Source organism: Enterococcus hulanensis (genome assembly GCF_005405485.1).
Taxonomy (GTDB): Bacteria; Bacillota; Bacilli; order Lactobacillales; family Enterococcaceae; genus Enterococcus_A; species Enterococcus_A hulanensis.
The window spans coordinates 202769-222958 of the sequence record NZ_BJED01000001.1; the positions used below are offsets into that span (position 1 = coordinate 202769).

Here is a 20190-nt window from a genome sequence, read left to right on the forward strand (position 1 = left end):
TTGGAATCGTTTCAGATTCTATTGACTGTATTTCTATTCACATGCTATTATATTTACGAAAGAAGTATAATATAGTTTCGAATGAAAAAACGGAGGGTGTAATCATGAGTATTCAAATGAAGGAACAAAACGCGCCGTATTTTGGAAAATTAACCAATCGAATGAACCATTTCCGCGAGTCAGTGTTGACGAAAAAGCCCTATATTGATGCAGAGCGGGCATTACTGGCAACAGAAGCTTACAAAGAACATCAAAACCAGCCGAGTACCGTAAAGCGGGCCCTGATGCTGCAAAATATTTTGGAGAAAATGTCGATCTATATTGAAGAAGATACATTGATCGTCGGCAATCAAGCATCTTCCAATCGCGATGCACCGATTTTCCCGGAATACACGATGGATTTTGTCATGAATGAGCTGGACTTATTTGAAAAACGAGACGGTGATGTTTTTTATATTACTGAGAAAACGAAGGAAGATCTGCGCTCGGTCGCGCCTTTCTGGGAAAATAATAATTTACGTGCCAAAGGCTGGGCGCTGCTGCCGGATGAAGTGAGTGTCTTTATGGAGACAGGTTTCTTCGGAATGGAAGGCAAGCTGAATTCAGGCGATGCTCATTTAGCGGTGGATTATGGTCAAATGCTGCGAGTTGGCTTGAAAGGTTATCAGGAACGTACATTGAAGGAAAAAGCGGCGCTTGATTTGACGATTCCAGAAAGCTTGGATAAGTATCAATTTTATAAGGCAGTCTTGATCGTGATCGATGCGGTGAAAACTTTCGCGGAACGTTTCTCAGCATTGGCCAAGGAAAAAGCAGAAACTGCGAATCCGCAGCGGCGCGCTGAATTATTAGAGATCAGCCGAATCTGCAGCAAAGTTCCTTATGAACCAGCAGAAACTTTCCAAGAAGCGATCCAAGCAACGTGGTTCATTCAATTGCTTTTACAAATCGAATCGAATGGGCACTCGCTATCTTACGGCCGTTTCGATCAATACATGTATCCATATTTGAAGGCGGATTTGGAAAAGGGCAACATCACCGAAGAAAAAGCGGTGGAGCTGTTGACCAACCTTTGGATCAAAACATTGACGGTCAATAAAGTCCGCAGTCAGGCCCATACCTTCAGCAGTGCTGGCAGCCCGCTTTATCAAAATGTTACGATTGGCGGTCAAACCCGCGACAAAAAAGATGCGGTCAACGAATTATCTTATTTAGTATTACGCAGTGTTGCTCAAACCAAATTGCCGCAGCCGAATTTAACGGTTCGTTATCATGCCGGCTTAGACAATCGGTTCATGAATGAATGTATCGAAGTGATGAAGCTTGGTTTTGGGATGCCGGCCTTCAATAATGATGAGATCATTATTCCATCCTTCATGAAGGTGGGTGTGACGGAAGAGGACGCCTATGATTACAGTGCGATCGGCTGTGTAGAGACGGCGGTTCCTGGGAAATGGGGCTATCGTTGTACCGGTATGAGCTACATGAACTTCCCGAAAATTTTAATGATCGCTATGAATGATGGGATCGATCCGGTTTCCGGCAAACGCTTCGTTAAAGGCTACGGACATTTCAAAGACATGAAATCTTATGCGGACTTACAGGAAGCATGGGATAAAACAGTACGGGAATTAACACGGATGAGTGTGATCGTGGAAAATGCCATCGATCTTGGCTTGGAACGTGATGTACCGGATATTTTATGCTCGGCTCTGACGGAAGATTGTATCGGTCGCGGAAAAACCTTGAAAGAAGGCGGCGCGGTCTATGACTTTATCTCTGGTCTGCAAGTCGGCATCGCTAATATGGCGGATTCATTGGCAGCCATTAAGCAATTAGTTTTTGAAGAAGAAAAAGTGACGCCAGATGAATTGTGGGAAGCTTTGATGACGGATTATGCAAGTGAACGCAGCCAAGAAATCCAACAGATGATTCTAAATGACGTACCAAAATATGGAAACGACGATGATTCAGTCGATCAATTGATTACTGAAGCTTACGACAGCTACATTGATGAAATCGCGAAATATCCTAATACGCGGTATGGTCGCGGGCCAATCGGCGGGATTCGTTATTCAGGAACATCATCGATTTCTGCGAACGTTGGACAAGGTCGCGCAACGATGGCGACACCAGATGGACGGAATGCTTGGGTGCCGCTGGCAGAAGGCTGTTCACCATCGCATAATATGGATAAAAATGGACCAACGGCTGTCTTGAAATCCGTTTCGAAGTTAAGTACAGAGGACATTCTTGGCGGGGTGCTTTTGAATCAGAAGGTCAATCCGCAAACATTAGCTAAAGAAGAAGACAAACAGAAGTTGATCATGCTGCTGCGGGCGTTTTTCAATAAACTGCACGGCTACCACATTCAATACAATGTGGTATCAAGAGACACCCTGATCGACGCGCAAAAGCATCCAGAAAAACACCGCGATTTGATCGTGCGGGTGGCTGGGTACTCAGCCTTCTTCAATGTGTTATCGAAGGCGACACAGGATGATATTATTGAACGGACGGAACATGTGATTTAATAAAATAAGACTTGATGAATGTGATGTTCATCAAGTCTTTTCGATTTTTTGATACAAATAATTCAGCCATTCGGAATCTTTCCGGCGATTATCAAAAGGGACATAACCGTTGTATTTATAAATATAGTCGATTTTCCAACCGCCGTTCTTGGTTTTCTTTTCATTCAGCAGTTGCAGTAACTCATTCACTCTTGGATCATTGATACGTTGAGCTTTTTCAATAATGTATGCGAGATCCGTCAAAGAAAGGTGATAGCTTTGAGGAAACATGCTTTCTGTGATATGCGGACTGATCGGTTGTTTATTCGAAAGGCGGCGGAACATCTGGTGCTGAAGCATGTAATCAACGCCTTGCCGAATCATTTCATTAACCTGATTATCAGTGGAGTCGACTATTTCTTGATAGGTCAGTAGGGCCCGCACGGTTTTGCCGATGCCGATAAAACAGGGGACATTCTTCATGCAGCCGCCAAACTTGCAGATGCCTTTGTGAGGCCACGTTGTTTTCTGCTCACGATCAAAAACTTGATACCTTTTGATCCAATTAAGGGCGTTTTGAGCTTCCTCCGATTTTCCTAAACCTAGCCGACAATAGGCTTCGAAAAGCAGAGCATTATAGCATGGTACGATTTCTTCCATTTTTCCAGTAAAGGCGAATCCTTCCGGTGTTGCTAAGTATTGATTTGTGAAAGCTATCAACTCTTGGGTGAGCGGCAGCAGCTCGGCATAAGGAATTTCTGACAGACCAACCAAGGCAAAGATTTTTCCTAACGGCTTTAGTTCACTTAGTTCGGTATATTTTTTTAGGATTTCTGACTGGTTGAGATAGGTTAAGGGGTCTTTGATTGCTTTTCCTTGATCAACTTTTATGCGTAATATCAATGCTTGGTCCACCTGAGGGCACGTCCTTTCCGTTATGACTATTATCTCAAAATTTGAGGGAAATGAAAGTGTAGTAGATGTATTTTTGTGGTAGTCTATTATGAAAAAGAGTGGGAAGTTAAAATATCATACAAGACAAAAGCACACTAATCTTCATTATTTGAGGATCAGTGTGCTTTTATTATCCATTAATACTCAGTTCTTTGATTTCTAGGATTTGAATATCATTGATGAATCTGGTTACTTGAGCTTTGTTGATGGTACCGTTCGTTTCAAACAATGAATTGGAGATGCCGCAAGCCATTGCGTACTTGATCGAGTCCTCAAAGGAATAGCCATTACTGATGGCAAACGCCATTCCGCCAACGGTAGAATCGCCGCAGCCAGTAGTATTGACGATATCAACTTTGGGAATCTGTACATCATAGATTGTCGAATCGTGTTTGACGATCGCACCATCGCCGCCTTGAGAGATCATGATTGTTTCAATATTATCAAAAAGCGGATCATGTAAAATAGTGATAAGCTCTTCGTTTGTTTGGATATCTTTTCCGACAAGCTCTTCTAATTCGTGGGAATTAGGTTTGATAAAACTTGGACGAACAGCCGGTTGTGTTAAAACATTTTCCAATTGTTCGCCGGAAATATCCATTAAAATCGGAAATTTTTCCCCTACGATCGATCGAATAAAGTGAAGCAGCTGTAAGTGAAAATTTGAATCATCAGAATTTACTGAACCAGAAATACAAATTACGTCAATTGCGTATTTTTTTAAGAGATGAGCGATATGCTGGAAGAACAGCTGCTCATTCTCCTTAGAAAGATAAAGGCCTTTTTCCACAAGCTCGGTATGAGTGTTGCCATCGTGCATGATGGTTATCGCATTACGCGAATTGCCTTCAACTGAGAGGAACTCAAGCTGATAACGGTCCTCAGCAATCAAGGTATCTAAAATCATCTTTCCTACAGGACCGCCTAGAATCCCTGTCAATACGACACCTTCGCCAGATTGGGCAATCACTCTGCCGGCATTGATGCCTTTTCCGCCGATCGATGTATGGGGATTTTCGACGCGATTGACCTGATCCAGATTCAGTGAAGAAACAAGATAGTTGTAATCCATTGAAGGATTTAGTGTAATCGTCAGAATCATTCCTGTTCCTCCTTAATGATTGTCGTGAAGGAACTGTAATACTCCATCGTAGTATCTGAGAGCTTATTATCAGTAACTAAATAGTCCACATCAGACAATGAATAGAAGGTATAAACATCTGATCGGTTAAATTTAGAGCTGTCAGCAACAACACACTTCTTGCGAGAATGAGCAAAGGCCACTCGTTGGATCGAGCCTTCAATTGAATTTGCGGTGGTGACATTGTTATCAAAGACGCCATTGGTAGCCGCAAAGGCAATATCGATATTTAAGTTGTCAAAACTCTTTTCGGCAATTTCGCCATAAAACTCTTCAGTTGTCCGTGAAAATTCGCCGCCCGTCAGCAACACACGATAATCCGTGTTATAAATCAAATAATTAAAAGCCAGCAGACTATTTGTGATGACAAATAAGTTTGCTTTTTTGATTTCTGGCAGGGCATGAAGCATCGTCGTTCCAGCGCCGATGTAGATCGTATCGTTATCTGAAATAATACTGTTCATCACTTTTCCGATAAACTTTTTCTCTGGAACATTGGTATCGATTTTTTCTTGAGTGGAGAGTTCCTGCTCAATTTTTTCAAGCTTTTGCGCGCCGCCGTAGATTTTTACTAATAAAGATTGTTCGGCAAGTTCATTGATGTCTCTGCGGATCGTCATATCCGAAACACCTAAATTTGAAGATATTTCTGGAATGGATAAGTAGTCATTTTCATGTAACAAATCCAAAATTCTTTCTTGTCGCTCTTTTTTTAACATGAAATCACCTCGTATAAGTAAGCTCTTACAATCGACCATAATTCATTCGACCGTGTCTATACATTAATTAATAGCATTTAACGTCGGAAAAAGCAAGGAAAAAATGTTCATCTATGTTAATGTTTGTTAAAATTTTACGATAGCATTTAATGAAGCTTGTTTTTCTTTGAAATAAAAAGAAAAGAAAGCGTTGACAAACAATTTTAGGCGTTGTATATTTACATTGTGAAACACATCTTAACAAAGTTTAACAAAATGTTTCAACGGATGTTAGAAAGGAGTGAATTATTAATGGACTACAAAGAGATGTTTGATCAGCAGCTGATCAGTCTTGAAGTGGATGGAGAAAATGAGGAAAAGGTTTTTGAAAATGTGGCTGCTCACTTGCAGGCTTTGGGATTTGTCAATGACGGGTATCTGAAGGGGATCACTACAAGGGAGAAGCAATTTCCTACAGGGCTGATCACGCAGCATCTGAATATTGCTTTGCCGCATTCCGATCCTGAGTATATCGAAAAACCCTTTGTCTACATTGCAAGACTGAAAAACGAGGTAAAGGTTAAGCAAATGGGCGACAGTCAGGAGATGGGCGTAAAGAACTTATTTTTCCTTGGCATCAAGGACCCTAAAGGACAGGTCGGGTTGCTTCAAGCGTTTATGGAATTATTTATGAAAGAAGAGTTTGTTACAGCCTTTATGCAAGAAGAGGACAAAATGAAGATCTATCAATTATTTACTCAAAATATTTAATCAGAAGTTTTAACACAATAAATTATAGAAGCTGGAGGAATTTGAGATGAAAAGAAGATTGATTGTTGCATGTGGAAGCGGAGTAGCTACGAGTCAAACGATTGCTAGTAAGATCGCGAGTTTGTTAGAAGATGATGGAATTGATTTCCCGGTTGAAGCAGTGGATTATAAATCGATTCAAAATGAACTGCCGTCCACCGGAATTTATGTTTATGTCGCACAACCAGATGATGAAGTGTTGGAAAAGGCTGATGAGCTTGGTGTAAAGGTTTTCCCGGGAATCCCATTTTTAACGGGGATGGGTGCTGTTCAAATTTATGATGATATCAAGGCGTTGGTTGAATAACGAACAAAAAAATAAGTAGGGAAAGAAGTGGGAAGCGTGGAAATATTTCAGGACATTATCAACTATATCTTAGGGTTGGGTTCAGCTATTTTTGTTCCATTGATTATTTTGATTTTAGGACTTGTTGCCGGAATGAAATTCAAGAAGGCCTTTATGTCAGCGATTACTTTAGGGATCGCCTTTACCGGTATGTCGATGGTCATTGGTTTTATGTCCAATGCTGTAAGTCCGGCATCAGAAGCGCTGGCGAAAAATACCGGGCTTAACTTGCCGGCGTTAGATTTAGGTTGGACTGGAGCAGCTAGTATCACATGGTCTTGGTCTTATGCTTTTGTGTTCTTTGCAGTAGTGCTTGGTGTAAATTTTGTGATGTTGGTCTTAAATTGGACCAAAACGCTGAATGTCGACATGTGGAATGTTTGGGGGAAGGCTTTAACCGCTTATCTCGTTTATTTTATCAGCGGGAGTTTAATAGCCGGCTTTGCTACGGCAATCGTTCAAGTCATTTTGGAGTTGAAGATGGGGGATATGTTCCAGCGTCATATTGAGGATTTGACTGGTATTCCTTTGGTAACAGTTACACACTTAATGAATATTTCAGCGGTATTGTTATTGCCGATCAATGTGATCATGGATAAGATTCCGTTCCTTAACAAGCAGGCTGATACCAAGGCATTGAAGAAAAAAATTGGGGTCTTCTCTGAAAATTCTGTGATGGGCTTTATTATCGGTTTGGGACTTGGGTTGGCTGCGGCATATGGCGTGTCAGGTTCATTGAACTTAGCGATCCAAATCGCAACGGCAATGGCGCTGTTCCCAATGATCTCAAAAATGTTTATGCAATCACTATCGCCGCTAGCAGATGCTATGTCGGAAATGATGAAAAAACGCTTTAAGGATCGTGAAGTTTATATCGGATTAGACTGGCCGGTTTTGGCAGGACGCTCTGAAATTTGGGTTACGGCGATTCTGTTAGTTCCTGTGTTTATTGGCTACGCGATTATTTTACCAGGCAATGCGGTATTGCCGTTAGCTGGTATTATCAATTATTCGATCGCGGTGGGTGGTTTGTTGTTAACTGGCGGTAATCTTGTGAGAATGCTGATCATGGGTGTCATTTCAATGCCGATCTACCTGTATGCGGCAACGTACTTAACGCCGATTTTAACCGGTTTGGCAGATAAAACAGGAGCAGTCGAAGGAATCAAAAAAGGTCAGCAGATCACTTGGTCTTCAATCGAAGGACCGGAATTTAGAATCTTATTTGCTGAAGCTTTCAAAGGAAATATTTTAGGAATCGTTGGTGCTGTTGTCTTTATCGGGATGTTTGTTTGGCTATACAAATATATGAACAAAGCAAAAGTTCCAAGCCAAAGATATGAAGAAACAGCAGATAAAAAAGTCAGTAATGTAAAAGTTGCAGGGTAATAAAATCATTGAAGGGCAGGTAAAGTAAATGAGTAAGAGAAGCGAAAATAAAGAGAAAACTAAATGGCTGTTTGTTCTATTTCTTGCGATCATAAGCTTTATCCTAGCCTTTATGACGCAGCAAATAATCTTCAATTTTATTGCCATCGGCCTTGCAATCTGTGTTTATAAATATGGAAATCCTGTGATTTTCAAGGAATACGACGAACGTCGAAGGAAAAAATACGAAGAGGCGATGCAGGTTAGGCAAGCGGCACAAACGGCTATTACCAGTAAAAAAATTTTCAAAAAATAGAAAAGGTGGTCTCAACTATGTCAGATGGACGGATGATTTTTGAGAGAGAACGTGAAGATTTAGCACGAATCGTGAAATTGATTTTTGCAAGAAAGAATACGAATGTCGCAGGAGGCAACTTTTCATTCAAAACGACGGATCAAGAAGGTAACGAATATATTATTATGACCCCAACGATGATGTCGGAAGCCTATTTAGGCGAAGTATCACCGGCGCAAATCTTAGTAGTTGAACCTCATACGCGAAAAGTGATTGACGGTGTTGGAAAATTGACGCGGGAAATTAATTTACATGAGGCGGTTTATGATACGAATCCAGAAATCAAAGCGGTGTTGCATGCTCATGCTCCTAATTCAATGTTTTGGGCTACTGCCGGATTAGACATGCCAAATCTGACAGAGGCGACACAAAAGATCGGCTATGTACCTGTGCTTGATTTTGAACCGAACTGCTCACCGGAATTAGCGGAGCTCGTCTCCAACTACATGGAAAAAGAGAAGCTGGAACTGCCTAATATGCTGCTGTTGAACAGTCACGGGGTATTGATCAGCGCTCCAGGTGAAACAGGTATCGAAGCAATCCATAAAGCCTTACAAATCCTTGATACAACAGAATGGAATGCAGAGATCGCCTACAAACAAACGATTTTCCAATCATTAGGTCTACTAGACGGGTACTATTCAAAAGGCAAGCAAGTTGGTACGATCGATGATTTGAAAGATCATAATCCGATTTATAATCGTGAAGAAATTCTTGCAGGCGGGGATTAAGGCTAGACGAATGATGATAATACAAAAAGATGTTTCGCTGTAAAAGGCGAAACATCTTTTTTTGTTTAATCAAGCCAACCAAAGTCAACTAAACATTCGTTAATGTCCTTTTCAAAAGTAGAGATATTGATGCCCTGGGCTTCAATTTTATTGGTTGCCAGCCGCAGGTTTCTGAAACGATCTGCGTAACGCTTTTGATCGGGCAGGATGTATTGATTGATCAGCAGGTCGTCAAAGCCCAGCGCTGTGGCAACTTGCTTAGCAGCATCATAAGTAGAGAGAGCGTTTTGACTCGAAAAGTGATAAATTCCTCGTGGCAAATCAATGATCTTATCAAATTGTTCTGCCAGATTTTTGGCATAGGTCATACCGCGACACTCATTGACAGTAAACAGCGTAGGCTTTTGATAAAACATTGCCTTCATCACATTTTTGATGATGTTTGGACTGCTTTTGATTCCGGGATAAGAAAGACCCATCATCCAAGATAAACGCAAAATCACCCCATCAATTTGGTTTTCAAGCAAAAAGTTTTCGACTTCGATTTTTTGCTGCCCGTAAAGGGATGTGCTGTCTACGTGTGTCTCTTCTGTGTAGGGGAGGTCTTCTATGCGGTTATTGAAAACCTGCTCAGTACTCAAAAAAATGAATCGCGCGCCTTTTTCGTGGCAGACTTTGGCAATATTAATAGCACTCTCGGTATTTACTTTGTGAGTGTCTAACGGATTTTCCTCGCAGTCGGCCGTTTGTGTTCGAGCTGCTGCATGGAACACAAGATCATACTCTAATGTTTTGAAATAATCCTCAACGGCTTCAGGATTTGCCAAATCTACATCCTTTCGAGTAACTGGAATAAAATCAAAATCAGCGTGATTGATGGTTTGAATCAAGGAAGCCAAATATCCGTTGGCACCTGTAATAGCGATTTTTTTCATATTTTTCTCCTAAATAGTGATTGTTCCGTTAACAGCTTCTTGCTTTAAAGCCTCAATAATAGCGATACCTGAACTTGTACCAATACGCTCTGCGCCGCAAGCAATCATTTTTTTGAAGGTTTGAGCGTCACGGATGCCGCCGGCGGCTTTAACTTTAACTTCGGGACCAACATGTTCTTTCATTAACTTCACATCCTCGAAGGTTGCTCCTGAAGGGGCGAAGCCGGTAGAGGTTTTGATGAAGTCGGGCTTTACTTGTTTAGCAATCTCGCACAAAGCAATCTTTTCTTCATCCTCAAGATAGGCGTTTTCAAAAATTACTTTAGAGATGACCTCATTCTCCTTACAGATTGCTACGATTTGTTCCATTTCACCTTGTAAGTAGTTCCAATTCTTTTCTTTCACTTCAGTAATGTTGATGACATAATCGATTTCTGTTGCACCATTTTTTATGGCGTCTTTTGTTTCCGCTACCTTTGAAGCAATTGAAGTTTGTCCAAGCGGAAAGCTGATGGCTGCGCCGATGTTGATATCGGTGTCTTTCAGCAGGTCGCTGCATAATTCGGATTGAACCTGATTGATTGCGACCATTTTAAAATGATAGTCCTTCGCTTCGTTACATAAGAGACGCATGTCTTCTCTAGTAGCGGTCGGTTTTAGGTTTGTGTGATCAATAAAGCGAGCCAATTCGTCAATAGTAAAAGTTTTCATAGAACATTCCTCCTGTATATGTAATTACATAAAGAATAGTAAAATATAAAAACGGACTTGTCAACCGTAAAAAAATAGTTGACAACGCTTTCTATAGGAATTATAGTTATGACATAAAATAAAATGTAATTACATATAAAACGAGAGGTGATTTATTGATGAAACTATTGGTTGTAAGTCATGGTGCGTTCTGTCAAGGGATTTTGGATAGTTATCAGATGATTGCAGGTGAGAATAAAGATATTTTCGCGATCAGCTTAACAGATACTGGAATCCAGGATTTTTCCGAACGACTGAATAAACAATTAACGGAACTAGAATCGGAGGATATATTAATTTTGACAGATATTAAAGGTGGGACTCCTTATAATGAGGCCTATAAATATTACTTGTCGAATGAAGAACGAATTCGAGTGGCGGCAGGAATGAATTTACCAATGGTGATCGAGGTCGGTCTTAATTTAGCGAATACGAAGTTGAACGACTTGGCTGAAATGGCAATTGAGATCGGGAAAAATGGAATTGAAGGGATTGTTGAAGAGGCAGCAGAGGACAACGATTTGGAGTTTTAAGGTTTAGCCTAAACATTCATTGAATGTTTAAGATAGCAATCATTTTTTAGGAGGAAGTTATTATGACGATTACTTTAGCAAGAATTGATGATCGCGTGATTCACGGACAAACGACTACAAGATGGACAAAAGCGAGATCGGTACAAGGAATTTTAGTAGTTGGCGATGATATCGCACAAGATGATTTACGAAAAAAAGTACTTAAAGCAGCTGCTGGAAATTTAAAATTAGGCATTTACACGACTGAACAGGCGGTAGAAAGTGTTCCGAAAGGAAAAGACTCCGCAAAAGATTTCTTTTTAATCAGCAATTCTCCTCAAACCTTTGCTGAACTGGTTCGGTTGGGAGTAGATTTTGGCGGAAAATTAAATGTAGGGCCTATGAACACTCGTGAAGGAGCCAAGGTTTTAGGCAGAACAGTTGCTATTGACGAAAAAGATTATGAGGCCTTCGATTATATGGAGCAGCAAGGGATTGAAATTGGCTTCCAGCTTTTACCAGATGATGAACCAAAGCCATGGAAAACCATGAGAGCAAAGTATGATTCATTGACAAGTTAAAAAGGCACTAAAGGGACTAATGAAAGATATGAAGGAGGAGAAAAGATGGACGGAAGTTTATTTTTACCGGCGTTATTAACAGGGATTTTTTGTTACTTAGGGGCAATCGAAAGCCCATGGTTATTTGGAATGAGCGGTGGCTTTTATGTGGTAGGACGCCCTTTAGTAGCAGGCTTTTTGGTAGGGATCGCTTTTGGCGATATTCAAACAGGAGTATTGTGCGGCTTAGCAGTACAGGCCGTGTTTATCGCGAACTTATCTACCGGCGGAGCAACAAATAGCGAGATTACTTATGCGGCTTATGGCGGAATCGGGCTTGCTTTAGCTACCTCCGGAGAACCTGCAGTGGCTGTAACTCTTTCAATCCTGATCGGACAGACATTTGGACTTATTTTTTACAATACACGTATGGCATTGTATTCATTCTGGAACACTCGGGCGCAGACTGCTGCTGAAAACAATGATGATCGAGGGATCATGCTGAATCATATCGCATATCCGCAGATTACGACCTTCTTTCTCCGAGCAGTTCCAATTTTTGCTGCTATCTTCTTTGGGAGAGGTCTAGTTGATTGGTTGTTAAATAATGTTCCGCAAGTTGTGACAGACACTATTTCTGTTCTTGGCGGTGTTTTACCAGCATTAGGGATAGCTATGTTGATGGGGATCGTCGTTAAAGAAAAGATCCATTTAGTATTCTTTTTCGCCGGCTTTGTTTTAATGGCGTTCGCTAAATTGAATATGATTGCTTTAGTATTTCTAGCAGCTATGGTTGCTTATGTCGTTTATTTAAGTACGGGAAAAGCGGGCGGCGATAATAAGCTTGCTGCAGCTACAAACACGACTGTTGAGCAAAATGAAGCGGCCTATGAGGATGACGATCTTTTTTAAGGAGGGAAATAAATGGAAAATCGATTAACAAAAAAAGAATTGCGTCAGATTTGGAAACGTTGGGGATTTACGCATCTATCCTCAATGAGTTATGAAAAATTACAAGCACATGCTTGGGCGTATTCCTATCTGCCGTTTGCCGAAAAGTATTATAAAGATGATGAAGAAGCAAAACGCAGATTATTATTAAGACACTCGATGTTTTATAATACTGAGCCGCAAACCGGGCAATTGATCAATGGGATCGTAGCTTCATTAGAAGAAGAGATCGCTATTGGCGGCGATGTTCCAGAAGAAATGCCGGTAAACATCAAGACGACTTTGATGGGACCCTTAGCAGGGATTGGCGATTCAATTATCCAAGGGATCATCGTACCGATACTATTGTCCATTGCAATGGGCTTAGCTGCTGGTGGAAATGCTTTAGGTCCAATTTTCTATATGATTAGCTATGGGATTATTGGTCCGTTGATTTCATACTTATGCTTTATGAACGGCTACCGATTAGGTGTGAGTGCAATAGACGTTATTATCGGGGAGAACGCGAAACGAATTACTGATGCTTTCAATATCTTAGGAATCATGGTCGTTGGCGGCCTGGCAGCTTCGAATATTGCTTTGACGACTAAAATCAAAATTCCTATGGGAGATGAAGTTCAAAAACTGCAAACTGTCTTGGACGGAATTTTCCCTAATGTACTTCCTTTAGTCATGGTATTATTAGCTTGGTACTTGCTGACTTCAAAACAAATGACAGCCACCAAAGTTATTCTGGTTTTGACGGTTATTTCAGCAATTGGTGTGGTGATCGGAGTATTTTAAACAAACTGGGCGTGTTTCTTATGGAACGCGCCTTCTTTATTTAACAATAATGAAGGATTTAGGAGGACTATCAATGTATATTTTAGAGCCAGAATCGCGGGAAAGAATTTGGGGAACACCAAGATTACACGACTATAGCGGTGATCAGCAGATCGAAAAAATCGGATCGGTCTATTCGGCCAGCGGAGTTTCCGAGATCGACTGCGGCATCGTAAATGAAGAGAAGACATTCAGCGAAATGATTGCGGAGAATCCTGGAAAGTTCGGTCTTGAAGCAGGGGAAGTCTATCCCCTGATTATTTCTTTTACTGCTTGTGATGAGAACCTTAGTATTCAAGTGCATCCTACCGATGAATACGCTCAAAAGGTTGAACAGATGCCTTATGGTAAAAGTGAAGCATGGTATTTTATCAATCCGCCGGAAAAAGGATGGATTTATGCTGAACAGCAAATTCCGGAAAAATCGATTATTTTAGAAGCAGCAAAAGAAAATAATTATCCCAAAATTTTGAAGGAATATCCGGTTGCTCAACACGATTTGATCTACATTCCTTCTGGCACGATCCACGCGTTGACAAAAGGTTCTCTTGTTTATGAAATTCAACAAGCGACCGATATTACCTATCGCTTTTATGACTATGACAGGATAGATAAGAATGGAAAAAAACGCGATCTTCACGTTGAAAAAGCCATCGCAACACTGCAGCCAGATAAACAAGTAGAAAAGCGGACCTTTGAATCAGGAGAAACAGTCAATCAAAGGGAATTCACCATCCAACATTTAAAAGGGAAACAAATCGTAGAAAACAACTCTGATGTAGCGAGCATTCTTACCATTATTGCTGGTACACTAGTTATTGCTGGCACTACTTGCCAAGCGGGGCAAAGTATTGTTTTATTAAAAGATGAGATGTTTGAATTGCCAGATACGGTTGAAGCGGTTCTGGCTACACCGACAAAATATTGGAAAAAGTAAATATGATATAATGGATACAATTAATTGAGGAGTAGGTAGCTTATGAATATCCCTTTGCACAAAAAAATTCGAATGGATCTATTGGAAAAAATTCAAAATGGAGAATACGCGGAAAATCAACTGATTCCTACAGAGATGGAGCTGGCGGAACAATACAGTGTTAGTCGGCCTACTGTTCGTCAGGCTGTACAGGCACTAGTGGATGAAGGCTACTTAGAGAAGCGTAAAAAAAGAGGAACGATTGTCAAAAAAAATAAAATCCAGCAGGAATTTACCCATGTGATTGAGAGTTTTGATTCGGAAATGAGTCGAAAAGGGATTATTCCCAAAACAAAGGTCTTAAACTTCAAAAAAGTTGCGGCGAATGAGGAAGTCGCTGAAAACTTAGGATTGAGTCAAGGGGACGAAGTCTATAAGCTAACGCGTTTGCGTTACGCAGAGGTGAAGCCGGTGGTTTTGGTTACCAGCTACATTCCATGTGAGTTGTTTCCAAATTTTCAACAAGTTGATTTTACGAAAGAGAAAATGTATCAAGTCATAGAAGAAATGGGCTATCCGATTAAAACAGTCATGAGAAAATTGGAGGTCATTAAAGCGGATGAAACTATCAGCGATTTATTGGATGTGGCAGAAGGCGATCCGATGTTTTATTTCCATACGCAAGGCTTTTCAGAGAATCGCGTGCCAGTCGAATATTCGATATCGAAATACCGCGGAGATATTAACTATTTTGTTTTTGAATTAGCGCAATAAGCCTTGGTTTCAAGGCTTATTTTTCTGGAATGAACATTTTTTTCAATAAAATACTCTAGATGATGAAGTCGTTCTAGCGCTTTTCCAAGTAATTTGATAGTCTTAAAAAGAAAAGAGGCGATGAAATGTTAAAAACGGATCGATTTCAAGCGATCATGTCATTGTTAGAGGTTAGCGGAACAGTCCGTGTCAGTGATATCATGGACAAATTATCGGTTTCTGATATGACGGTGCGGCGTGATTTGGATGAATTAGAAAAGCAGGGCTTACTGGAGCGCGTGCATGGCGGTGCGAAATTGAAGGATTTTTATCGGCATGTGGAGCTTTCACATACGGAAAAGCAAATCATGCTGCAAGAAGAGAAGCAGCGCATCGTAGAAAGAGCCAATGAATTGATCAATGATGGAGACACGCTTTTTCTTGGACCGGGAACCACGATTGAGTTGCTGGCGAAAATTATCCAAGCGGATTCATTACGGATCGTGACGAATTGTCTGCCCGTGTTTGAGGAATTGAACAAACACAAAGGTAATCGGAAAATTTATCTTTTAGGCGGCGAACTGCGGGAGACGACTCAGTGTTTTGTCGGTGAAATTACCAACAAATCGCTAAATGACATGAACTTCCATAAAGCTTTTTTCAGCTGTAATGCATTAAATGAACAAAAGATCATGACTTCGACCTTTGAAGAAGGTCAGACGCAGCAGATTGCTTTGAATAATTCTGTTGAACGCTTTCTGTTGATTGATCACTCGAAGGTCGGAAAACGAGATTTTTCTGTTTATTACAGCCTAAATGATGTGACGGCGGTCATTTCAGACAAAGACGAACAAAAACATTTTGAAAAGATCGAAAAAGAAGAAAAGTATATCGTATAAGTTGGTCGAAACCGTCCTCAAAATCTTCCATTGAAGGTTTTGAGGACGGTTTTTGGTCAGAAAAAGTCAAATGCTCTTTTATTTTTCACCCAATTTGATTATTTTCAATAAAATTATAGAATGTTTTTTTTATCTTCTTATGGTGTATCATAATAATGAGGAATAAAGAAGGAATCATTATAATTCAAAGGTTATTATCAAATTAGAAGGAGAGAGCACTTATGCAAACAAAACCATTGTCACAGATCACACTTTTCACTATGGGGCGGGCGAATCTGGAGAAGCGCCTGGCGAAATTTTACGAAGATTCTTCCGATGCGGATTCGACGCTTCAATATTTGGTGGCGGTGCTGATTCGGCAATGTTTGTGCATCAGTGATTTCTCGGATTTTTGTGGGGACTTGGTTCGGGAGATCCTTTTATTTGCGGAGCCGTCAGATGTGCTGCGGAAGCTTGCTCCGTTGTTTCGGGCGTCCTTTACATCCGGCAAAGAATGGGAAGCGGTTACTCGCCGACTTTATAAAAATAAGAATGAATATCATCGCTACAACAATCGCGTGAGCGACAATAAAAAGTATTTATTTAGTGCTACAACACCACCCGAAAAAATGGATGGACAATATAAAGTCGTCTCGACCTTTGAGGACGCGGTGGGTAAAATCCATACATGGAGCTTGCGGGATGCCGATTCGGAATCATCTGGAATGAAAATTGATGCGGCGCTAGAGCTGCTGTCTTCTTTGACGATCTTTGAAAAGGATGGCATTCGCCGCTTTGTCAAGCTGGAAAATTCCGATATCTTCAACTGCACTCGCTATCCGAAAGTCAGACATGGTGTGGTCTTGGAGACGTCTGATCAAAATTCGGTTGATGTGGTGGCAGAGGCTCCAAGTCAAACTCCAGCACAGCAGCCAGCAGCTTTCGACTTCAGCAACTTGAGTGATGCAGAAAAACTCGCATTAGTGAAAATGCTTTTGCCAGAAGGAATGGTTTTGACAGACGCTCGGATGACGGAGCTTGGAGATGGAGCAAAGACCGAAAGTCCTGCCACCGTCGCACAAAAGGCTGAACCAAACAACGCTGGATCAACTTCGGCAGTCAAAGAAGCACCGAAAGCCGAAACTAAGAAGCCCGCAGATATTCCTGTACACAAGAAAAACTCCTATTCCAACTATCAAAAGCCGAAAAGTGAGAAACAGAAAAAGCGCGAGGCAAACGACGAACTGATGATGAAAAGAGAAAAAGGCAAGGGCGGGGTTGGAAAAAAGAAAGATCGAAAACGCAATAGAAGAAAATAGGTTGCGTTGATTGTGGATGTTCTTTGGTGATTTTCAATTTAACTGAGATCGTTCCGTTTTCATCTCAACAAGACATGTTTGTTTGTGTTTATTTTTTGTTCTTTTGTAATGGAAAGAAATGGATTTTGTAAAATAGTATTATTCCATACGTTTATTTGGTGTGCACTTGTTAACAGAGAGCTTACATTCGATGGAAATTTCTGATAGCAATAAGGAATGAAACTTATCTTGCTCAAAGTACATTTTACATACTTATAGCTGAATAGCAGGCTTCTTTTTTAAGACTAAAAAGGATTGGTTTAGACAGTCTCCAGTGTACAATTCGAAAGGAACAAATAGCTGCAGGGAAGATGGAGGTATTTCTTTTATCTAAAAAAAAGCAAACATTTTTTGTCTGAAAGTGTTTACAAATCGTTTTTAAGGTGCTATTCTATTACTGAAATCGAAATATTAGTGGATTGTTACTATTGAATTAGGCAAAAACCGCAAGTAACTGATTGGTGGATCAATCGGTTGTTTGCGGTTTTTTTTGTAGAAATGGGGTGAAATAATTGTATCGAGTAGTTCAGGTATTGAACAACAATATCGCTATTGTAAAAAAGAATCATGAACAGGCAATAGCGATGGGAAAGGGACTAGTTTTTCAAAAGAAGAAGGGGGATCTGCTATCAGAGGATTCGATTCAAAATCTATTTGTCTTGAAAAGTGAAGAATCAAAACAAAATTTCTCTTTTTTATTAAAGGACGTTCCATTGGATTTTATCACGACTGCATATGAAATTATTGAAAACGCTGTTACTAGGTATCATTATTCTGTTCAAGAATATATTTACGTTACATTAACAGATCACATCTATTGGAACTACAAGAGGCTGATAAAAGGAGAATATCAGAATAGTCTGTTGCCAGATATTAGTAAGCAATATCCGAAAGAGTATCAAATTGCAAAAGACGGCCTTCGAATAATCAAGGAACGCTTAGACATTGCTTTTCCTGAAGATGAACTGAAGAACATCAGTATTCATTTCATTAACGCACAAGGCAAAACGCCAGAGCCGACAGCAATACCAGCAGATACCTATGACGAGCAGCAGCGGGTTATGCAAATACTTGAAGAAGCATTACGAAAAAGAAACATTGTTCGAACAGAAAAAACACAGAATTTTTACGATCGCTTGATGATCCACTTACGCTATATGCTGGAGCGGACGGAAGAAGAAAAAGTAGACGAATTTGCTTTGAAGATGGAGGAAGATCTGAAAAAGGATTATCCGAAGGCCTACAGTGTAGCAGAGGAAATGTACAGAATCATCAATGAAAACACTGGTTTGAAGCTAAACGCCAGTGAAAAGGTTTACTTTACGATCCACATTCAACGATTACTATAAATGGAGGAAAGAGAAAAATGAAAAAATTACCAGAACACTTTATTTTTGGCGGAGCGACAGCAGCTTATCAATGTGAAGGAGCCACTAAAGAAGGTGGAAAAGGTGCAGTAGCGTGGGACGAGTTTTTAGAAAAGCAAGGACGCTTCAGTCCTGATCCAGCCAGTGATTTCTACCATCAATATCCGGTAGATATTGAATTGTGTGAAAAATTCGGAGTCAATGGCTTGCGCTTATCGATTGCTTGGAGCCGGATCTTTCCAGCAGGGATCGGCGAACCGAATCAAGAAGGGATCGATTACTATCACGATATTTTCAAAAAATGCAAAGAGCATCATGTGATTCCTTTTGTAACGCTGCATCATTTCGATACGCCAAAAGCATTATTTGATCAAAATGATTTTCTAAATCGGGACAATATTGATGCTTTTGTCAATTATGCTAAGTTCTGCTTTGAGGAATTTACCGAAGTGCAGTACTGGAGCACCTTTAATGAGATTTACCCAGTTGCTACGAATCAGTATTTATTAGGTGTCTTTCCACCAGGAATCAAATTTGATTTTACAAAAATAATTATGTGTCTGCACAACATGATGGTGGCACACGCCAAAACAGTCAATATCTTCAAAGACAATGGCTATCCCGGAGAGATTGGTGTGGTTCACTCCTTGGAAACGAAATACGCAAACTCAGATTCTGATGAAGACAAGCATGCGGCATTTTTAGAAGACGCATTATCAATCCGCTTTTTATTGGAGGCGACTTATCTTGGACGTTATACGGATGAATTGTTAGGAGCCTTAGATGAAATTTGCGCAGCGCAAAATGCGACGTATGACTTTTTGGAAGAGGATTATGTCGAGATGGAAAAAGCCTCACACCGGAATGACTTTCTGGGAATTAATCACTATCACAGTCATTTCTGTAAAGCATACCAAGGACCAAATGAAATTTATCATAATGGAACAGGTGATAAAGGAACTTCGGTGTATCGTGTAAATGGCATCGCAGAACGTGTTTACCGTGATGATATCCCAAGAACCGATTGGGATTGGTTGATTTATCCGCAAGGGCTGTATGATCTATTGATGCGCATTAAAAAAGATTATCCTCACTACAATAAAATTTATATCACGGAAAATGGTATGGGGTATAAGGATCATTTTGAAGACGGCGTCATTATGGATACTCCCCGAATCGATTATCTTCGTCAGTATTTGGGAGCATTGAGTGATGCGATCGAGGATGGCGTAAATGTAGGGGGCTACTTCTTATGGTCGTTAATGGATATGTTCTCTTGGACAAATGGCTACAATAAACGCTACGGACTATTCTATGTTGATTTTGAAACGCAAAAGCGTTATCCGAAGGAATCGGCCTATTGGTACAAACTACTAAGTGAAACAAAGACGATTATCTAATCGAAGGGTGGATGAAAGCACCAGTTGTTTTCATCCTTTCTAATCGACGGAATGAAAAGGGTTACATTGATG

The 20190-nt window shown here is 40.4% G+C and carries 21 protein-coding genes; 16 read left to right on the forward strand and 5 right to left on the reverse strand.

The annotated features are described in order from the left end of the window. Positions 1-116 precede the first annotated feature (116 nt). Complete coding sequence (locus FFR60_RS00955) at positions 117-2534, forward strand: glycyl radical protein (protein WP_137662898.1); 2418 nt, start codon at positions 117-119, stop codon at positions 2532-2534. Between the two features lie 30 nt (positions 2535-2564). Here FFR60_RS00955 and FFR60_RS00960 read toward each other — a convergent pair whose 3' ends face one another. The 3 genes from FFR60_RS00960 to FFR60_RS00970 all read right to left on the reverse strand — a co-directional run bounded on the left by FFR60_RS00960 (position 2565) and on the right by FFR60_RS00970 (position 5327). Further along, on the reverse strand, positions 2565-3416 hold the full coding sequence (locus FFR60_RS00960) for a hypothetical protein (RefSeq protein WP_249354922.1): 852 nt from the start codon (positions 3414-3416) through the stop codon (positions 2565-2567). A gap of 181 nt (positions 3417-3597) precedes the next feature. After that, positions 3598-4569 carry a 1-phosphofructokinase family hexose kinase gene (locus FFR60_RS00965; protein ID WP_137662617.1) on the reverse strand — a complete coding sequence of 324 codons (972 nt, stop codon included), beginning with the start codon at positions 4567-4569 and terminating at the stop codon, positions 3598-3600. Beyond that, positions 4566-5327: a DeoR/GlpR family DNA-binding transcription regulator gene (locus tag FFR60_RS00970; protein WP_088934920.1), complete on the reverse strand. Its 762-nt coding sequence runs from the start codon at positions 5325-5327 to the stop codon at positions 4566-4568. The genes FFR60_RS00965 and FFR60_RS00970 overlap by 4 nt, the downstream gene beginning before the upstream one ends. Before the next feature lie 291 nt (positions 5328-5618). On the opposite strand from FFR60_RS00970, the gene FFR60_RS00975 reads away from it, so the two are divergent. From FFR60_RS00975 to FFR60_RS00995, 5 genes are read left to right on the forward strand one after another with little or no spacing between them, the layout of a single operon-like run. After that, entirely contained in the window at positions 5619-6077 is a 459-nt protein-coding gene (locus tag FFR60_RS00975; RefSeq protein WP_137662618.1) for a PTS sugar transporter subunit IIA, read from the forward strand. A 46-nt stretch (positions 6078-6123) separates the two neighbouring features. Next, positions 6124-6423, forward strand: a complete 300-nt coding sequence (locus FFR60_RS00980; protein ID WP_137662619.1) for a PTS sugar transporter subunit IIB — start codon at positions 6124-6126, stop codon at positions 6421-6423. Positions 6424-6459: 36 nt separating this feature from the next. Beyond that, positions 6460-7851, forward strand: coding sequence for a PTS galactitol transporter subunit IIC (locus tag FFR60_RS00985; protein ID WP_137662620.1), 1392 nt, complete (start codon positions 6460-6462; stop codon positions 7849-7851). A 28-nt stretch (positions 7852-7879) separates the two neighbouring features. Then, positions 7880-8146 carry a hypothetical protein gene (locus tag FFR60_RS00990; RefSeq protein WP_088934925.1) on the forward strand — a complete coding sequence of 89 codons (267 nt, stop codon included), beginning with the start codon at positions 7880-7882 and terminating at the stop codon, positions 8144-8146. 17 nt (positions 8147-8163) lie between these two features. Beyond that, a complete protein-coding gene (locus FFR60_RS00995; protein ID WP_137662621.1) occupies positions 8164-8916 on the forward strand; it encodes a class II aldolase/adducin family protein in 753 nt (250 codons plus the stop codon). 65 nt (positions 8917-8981) lie between these two features. On the opposite strand, the gene FFR60_RS01000 is transcribed toward FFR60_RS00995, so the two are convergent. Then, the gene (locus FFR60_RS01000) at positions 8982-9851 is read right to left on the reverse strand and encodes an SDR family oxidoreductase (protein ID WP_137662622.1); all 870 of its coding nucleotides are present in this window, start codon (positions 9849-9851) and stop codon (positions 8982-8984) included. A gap of 9 nt (positions 9852-9860) precedes the next feature. Continuing rightward, positions 9861-10562 (reverse strand): deoxyribose-phosphate aldolase, encoded by a 702-nt coding sequence (deoC, locus tag FFR60_RS01005; protein ID WP_137662623.1) that lies wholly within the window; start codon positions 10560-10562, stop codon positions 9861-9863. A 158-nt stretch (positions 10563-10720) separates the two neighbouring features. Here deoC and FFR60_RS01010 point away from each other — a divergent pair, with 158 nt between their 5' ends. The 10 genes from FFR60_RS01010 (at position 10721) to lacG (ending at position 20118) form a co-directional block, all read left to right on the forward strand. After that, a complete protein-coding gene (locus FFR60_RS01010; protein ID WP_137662624.1) occupies positions 10721-11134 on the forward strand; it encodes a PTS sugar transporter subunit IIA in 414 nt (137 codons plus the stop codon). A gap of 62 nt (positions 11135-11196) precedes the next feature. After that, positions 11197-11694 (forward strand): PTS sugar transporter subunit IIB, encoded by a 498-nt coding sequence (locus FFR60_RS01015; protein ID WP_137662625.1) that lies wholly within the window; start codon positions 11197-11199, stop codon positions 11692-11694. A gap of 45 nt (positions 11695-11739) precedes the next feature. Next, positions 11740-12585 carry a PTS mannose/fructose/sorbose/N-acetylgalactosamine transporter subunit IIC gene (locus FFR60_RS01020; protein WP_137662626.1) on the forward strand — a complete coding sequence of 282 codons (846 nt, stop codon included), beginning with the start codon at positions 11740-11742 and terminating at the stop codon, positions 12583-12585. Positions 12586-12597: 12 nt separating this feature from the next. After that, on the forward strand, positions 12598-13407 hold the full coding sequence (locus FFR60_RS01025; protein ID WP_088934932.1) for a PTS system mannose/fructose/sorbose family transporter subunit IID: 810 nt from the start codon (positions 12598-12600) through the stop codon (positions 13405-13407). Between the two features lie 73 nt (positions 13408-13480). Then, positions 13481-14383 (forward strand): class I mannose-6-phosphate isomerase, encoded by a 903-nt coding sequence (locus FFR60_RS01030; protein ID WP_137662627.1) that lies wholly within the window; start codon positions 13481-13483, stop codon positions 14381-14383. A 42-nt stretch (positions 14384-14425) separates the two neighbouring features. Beyond that, complete coding sequence (locus FFR60_RS01035) at positions 14426-15136, forward strand: GntR family transcriptional regulator (RefSeq protein WP_088934934.1); 711 nt, start codon at positions 14426-14428, stop codon at positions 15134-15136. Positions 15137-15261: 125 nt separating this feature from the next. Continuing rightward, positions 15262-16014 (forward strand): DeoR/GlpR family DNA-binding transcription regulator, encoded by a 753-nt coding sequence (locus tag FFR60_RS01040; RefSeq protein ID WP_137662628.1) that lies wholly within the window; start codon positions 15262-15264, stop codon positions 16012-16014. Between the two features lie 221 nt (positions 16015-16235). After that, positions 16236-17312, forward strand: a complete 1077-nt coding sequence (locus FFR60_RS01045) for a glycosyltransferase family 1 protein (RefSeq protein WP_137662629.1) — start codon at positions 16236-16238, stop codon at positions 17310-17312. Positions 17313-17863: 551 nt separating this feature from the next. Next, complete coding sequence (locus tag FFR60_RS01050; RefSeq protein WP_137662630.1) at positions 17864-18700, forward strand: PRD domain-containing protein; 837 nt, start codon at positions 17864-17866, stop codon at positions 18698-18700. 17 nt (positions 18701-18717) lie between these two features. Further along, on the forward strand, positions 18718-20118 hold the full coding sequence (gene lacG / locus FFR60_RS01055) for a 6-phospho-beta-galactosidase (protein WP_137662631.1): 1401 nt from the start codon (positions 18718-18720) through the stop codon (positions 20116-20118). Positions 20119-20190 lie beyond the last annotated feature (72 nt).

Bases quoted from the DNA above. Each gene is read 5' to 3' on its own strand.
- FFR60_RS00955 (WP_137662898.1), top strand. From the start codon at position 117: ATGAAGGAACAAAACGCGCCGTATTTTGGAAAATTAACCAATCGAATG.
- FFR60_RS00965 (WP_137662617.1), bottom strand. From the start codon at position 4,569: ATGATTCTGACGATTACACTAAATCCTTCAATGGATTACAACTATCTT.
- FFR60_RS00970 (WP_088934920.1), bottom strand. From the start codon at position 5,327: ATGTTAAAAAAAGAGCGACAAGAAAGAATTTTGGATTTGTTACATGAA.
- FFR60_RS00975 (WP_137662618.1), top strand. From the start codon at position 5,619: ATGGACTACAAAGAGATGTTTGATCAGCAGCTGATCAGTCTTGAAGTG.
- FFR60_RS00980 (WP_137662619.1), top strand. From the start codon at position 6,124: ATGAAAAGAAGATTGATTGTTGCATGTGGAAGCGGAGTAGCTACGAGT.
- FFR60_RS00990 (WP_088934925.1), top strand. From the start codon at position 7,880: ATGAGTAAGAGAAGCGAAAATAAAGAGAAAACTAAATGGCTGTTTGTT.
- FFR60_RS00995 (WP_137662621.1), top strand. From the start codon at position 8,164: ATGTCAGATGGACGGATGATTTTTGAGAGAGAACGTGAAGATTTAGCA.
- FFR60_RS01000 (WP_137662622.1), bottom strand. From the start codon at position 9,851: ATGAAAAAAATCGCTATTACAGGTGCCAACGGATATTTGGCTTCCTTG.
- deoC (WP_137662623.1), bottom strand. From the start codon at position 10,562: ATGAAAACTTTTACTATTGACGAATTGGCTCGCTTTATTGATCACACA.
- FFR60_RS01010 (WP_137662624.1), top strand. From the start codon at position 10,721: ATGAAACTATTGGTTGTAAGTCATGGTGCGTTCTGTCAAGGGATTTTG.
- FFR60_RS01015 (WP_137662625.1), top strand. From the start codon at position 11,197: ATGACGATTACTTTAGCAAGAATTGATGATCGCGTGATTCACGGACAA.
- FFR60_RS01020 (WP_137662626.1), top strand. From the start codon at position 11,740: ATGGACGGAAGTTTATTTTTACCGGCGTTATTAACAGGGATTTTTTGT.
- FFR60_RS01025 (WP_088934932.1), top strand. From the start codon at position 12,598: ATGGAAAATCGATTAACAAAAAAAGAATTGCGTCAGATTTGGAAACGT.
- FFR60_RS01030 (WP_137662627.1), top strand. From the start codon at position 13,481: ATGTATATTTTAGAGCCAGAATCGCGGGAAAGAATTTGGGGAACACCA.
- FFR60_RS01035 (WP_088934934.1), top strand. From the start codon at position 14,426: ATGAATATCCCTTTGCACAAAAAAATTCGAATGGATCTATTGGAAAAA.
- FFR60_RS01040 (WP_137662628.1), top strand. From the start codon at position 15,262: ATGTTAAAAACGGATCGATTTCAAGCGATCATGTCATTGTTAGAGGTT.
- FFR60_RS01045 (WP_137662629.1), top strand. From the start codon at position 16,236: ATGCAAACAAAACCATTGTCACAGATCACACTTTTCACTATGGGGCGG.
- lacG (WP_137662631.1), top strand. From the start codon at position 18,718: ATGAAAAAATTACCAGAACACTTTATTTTTGGCGGAGCGACAGCAGCT.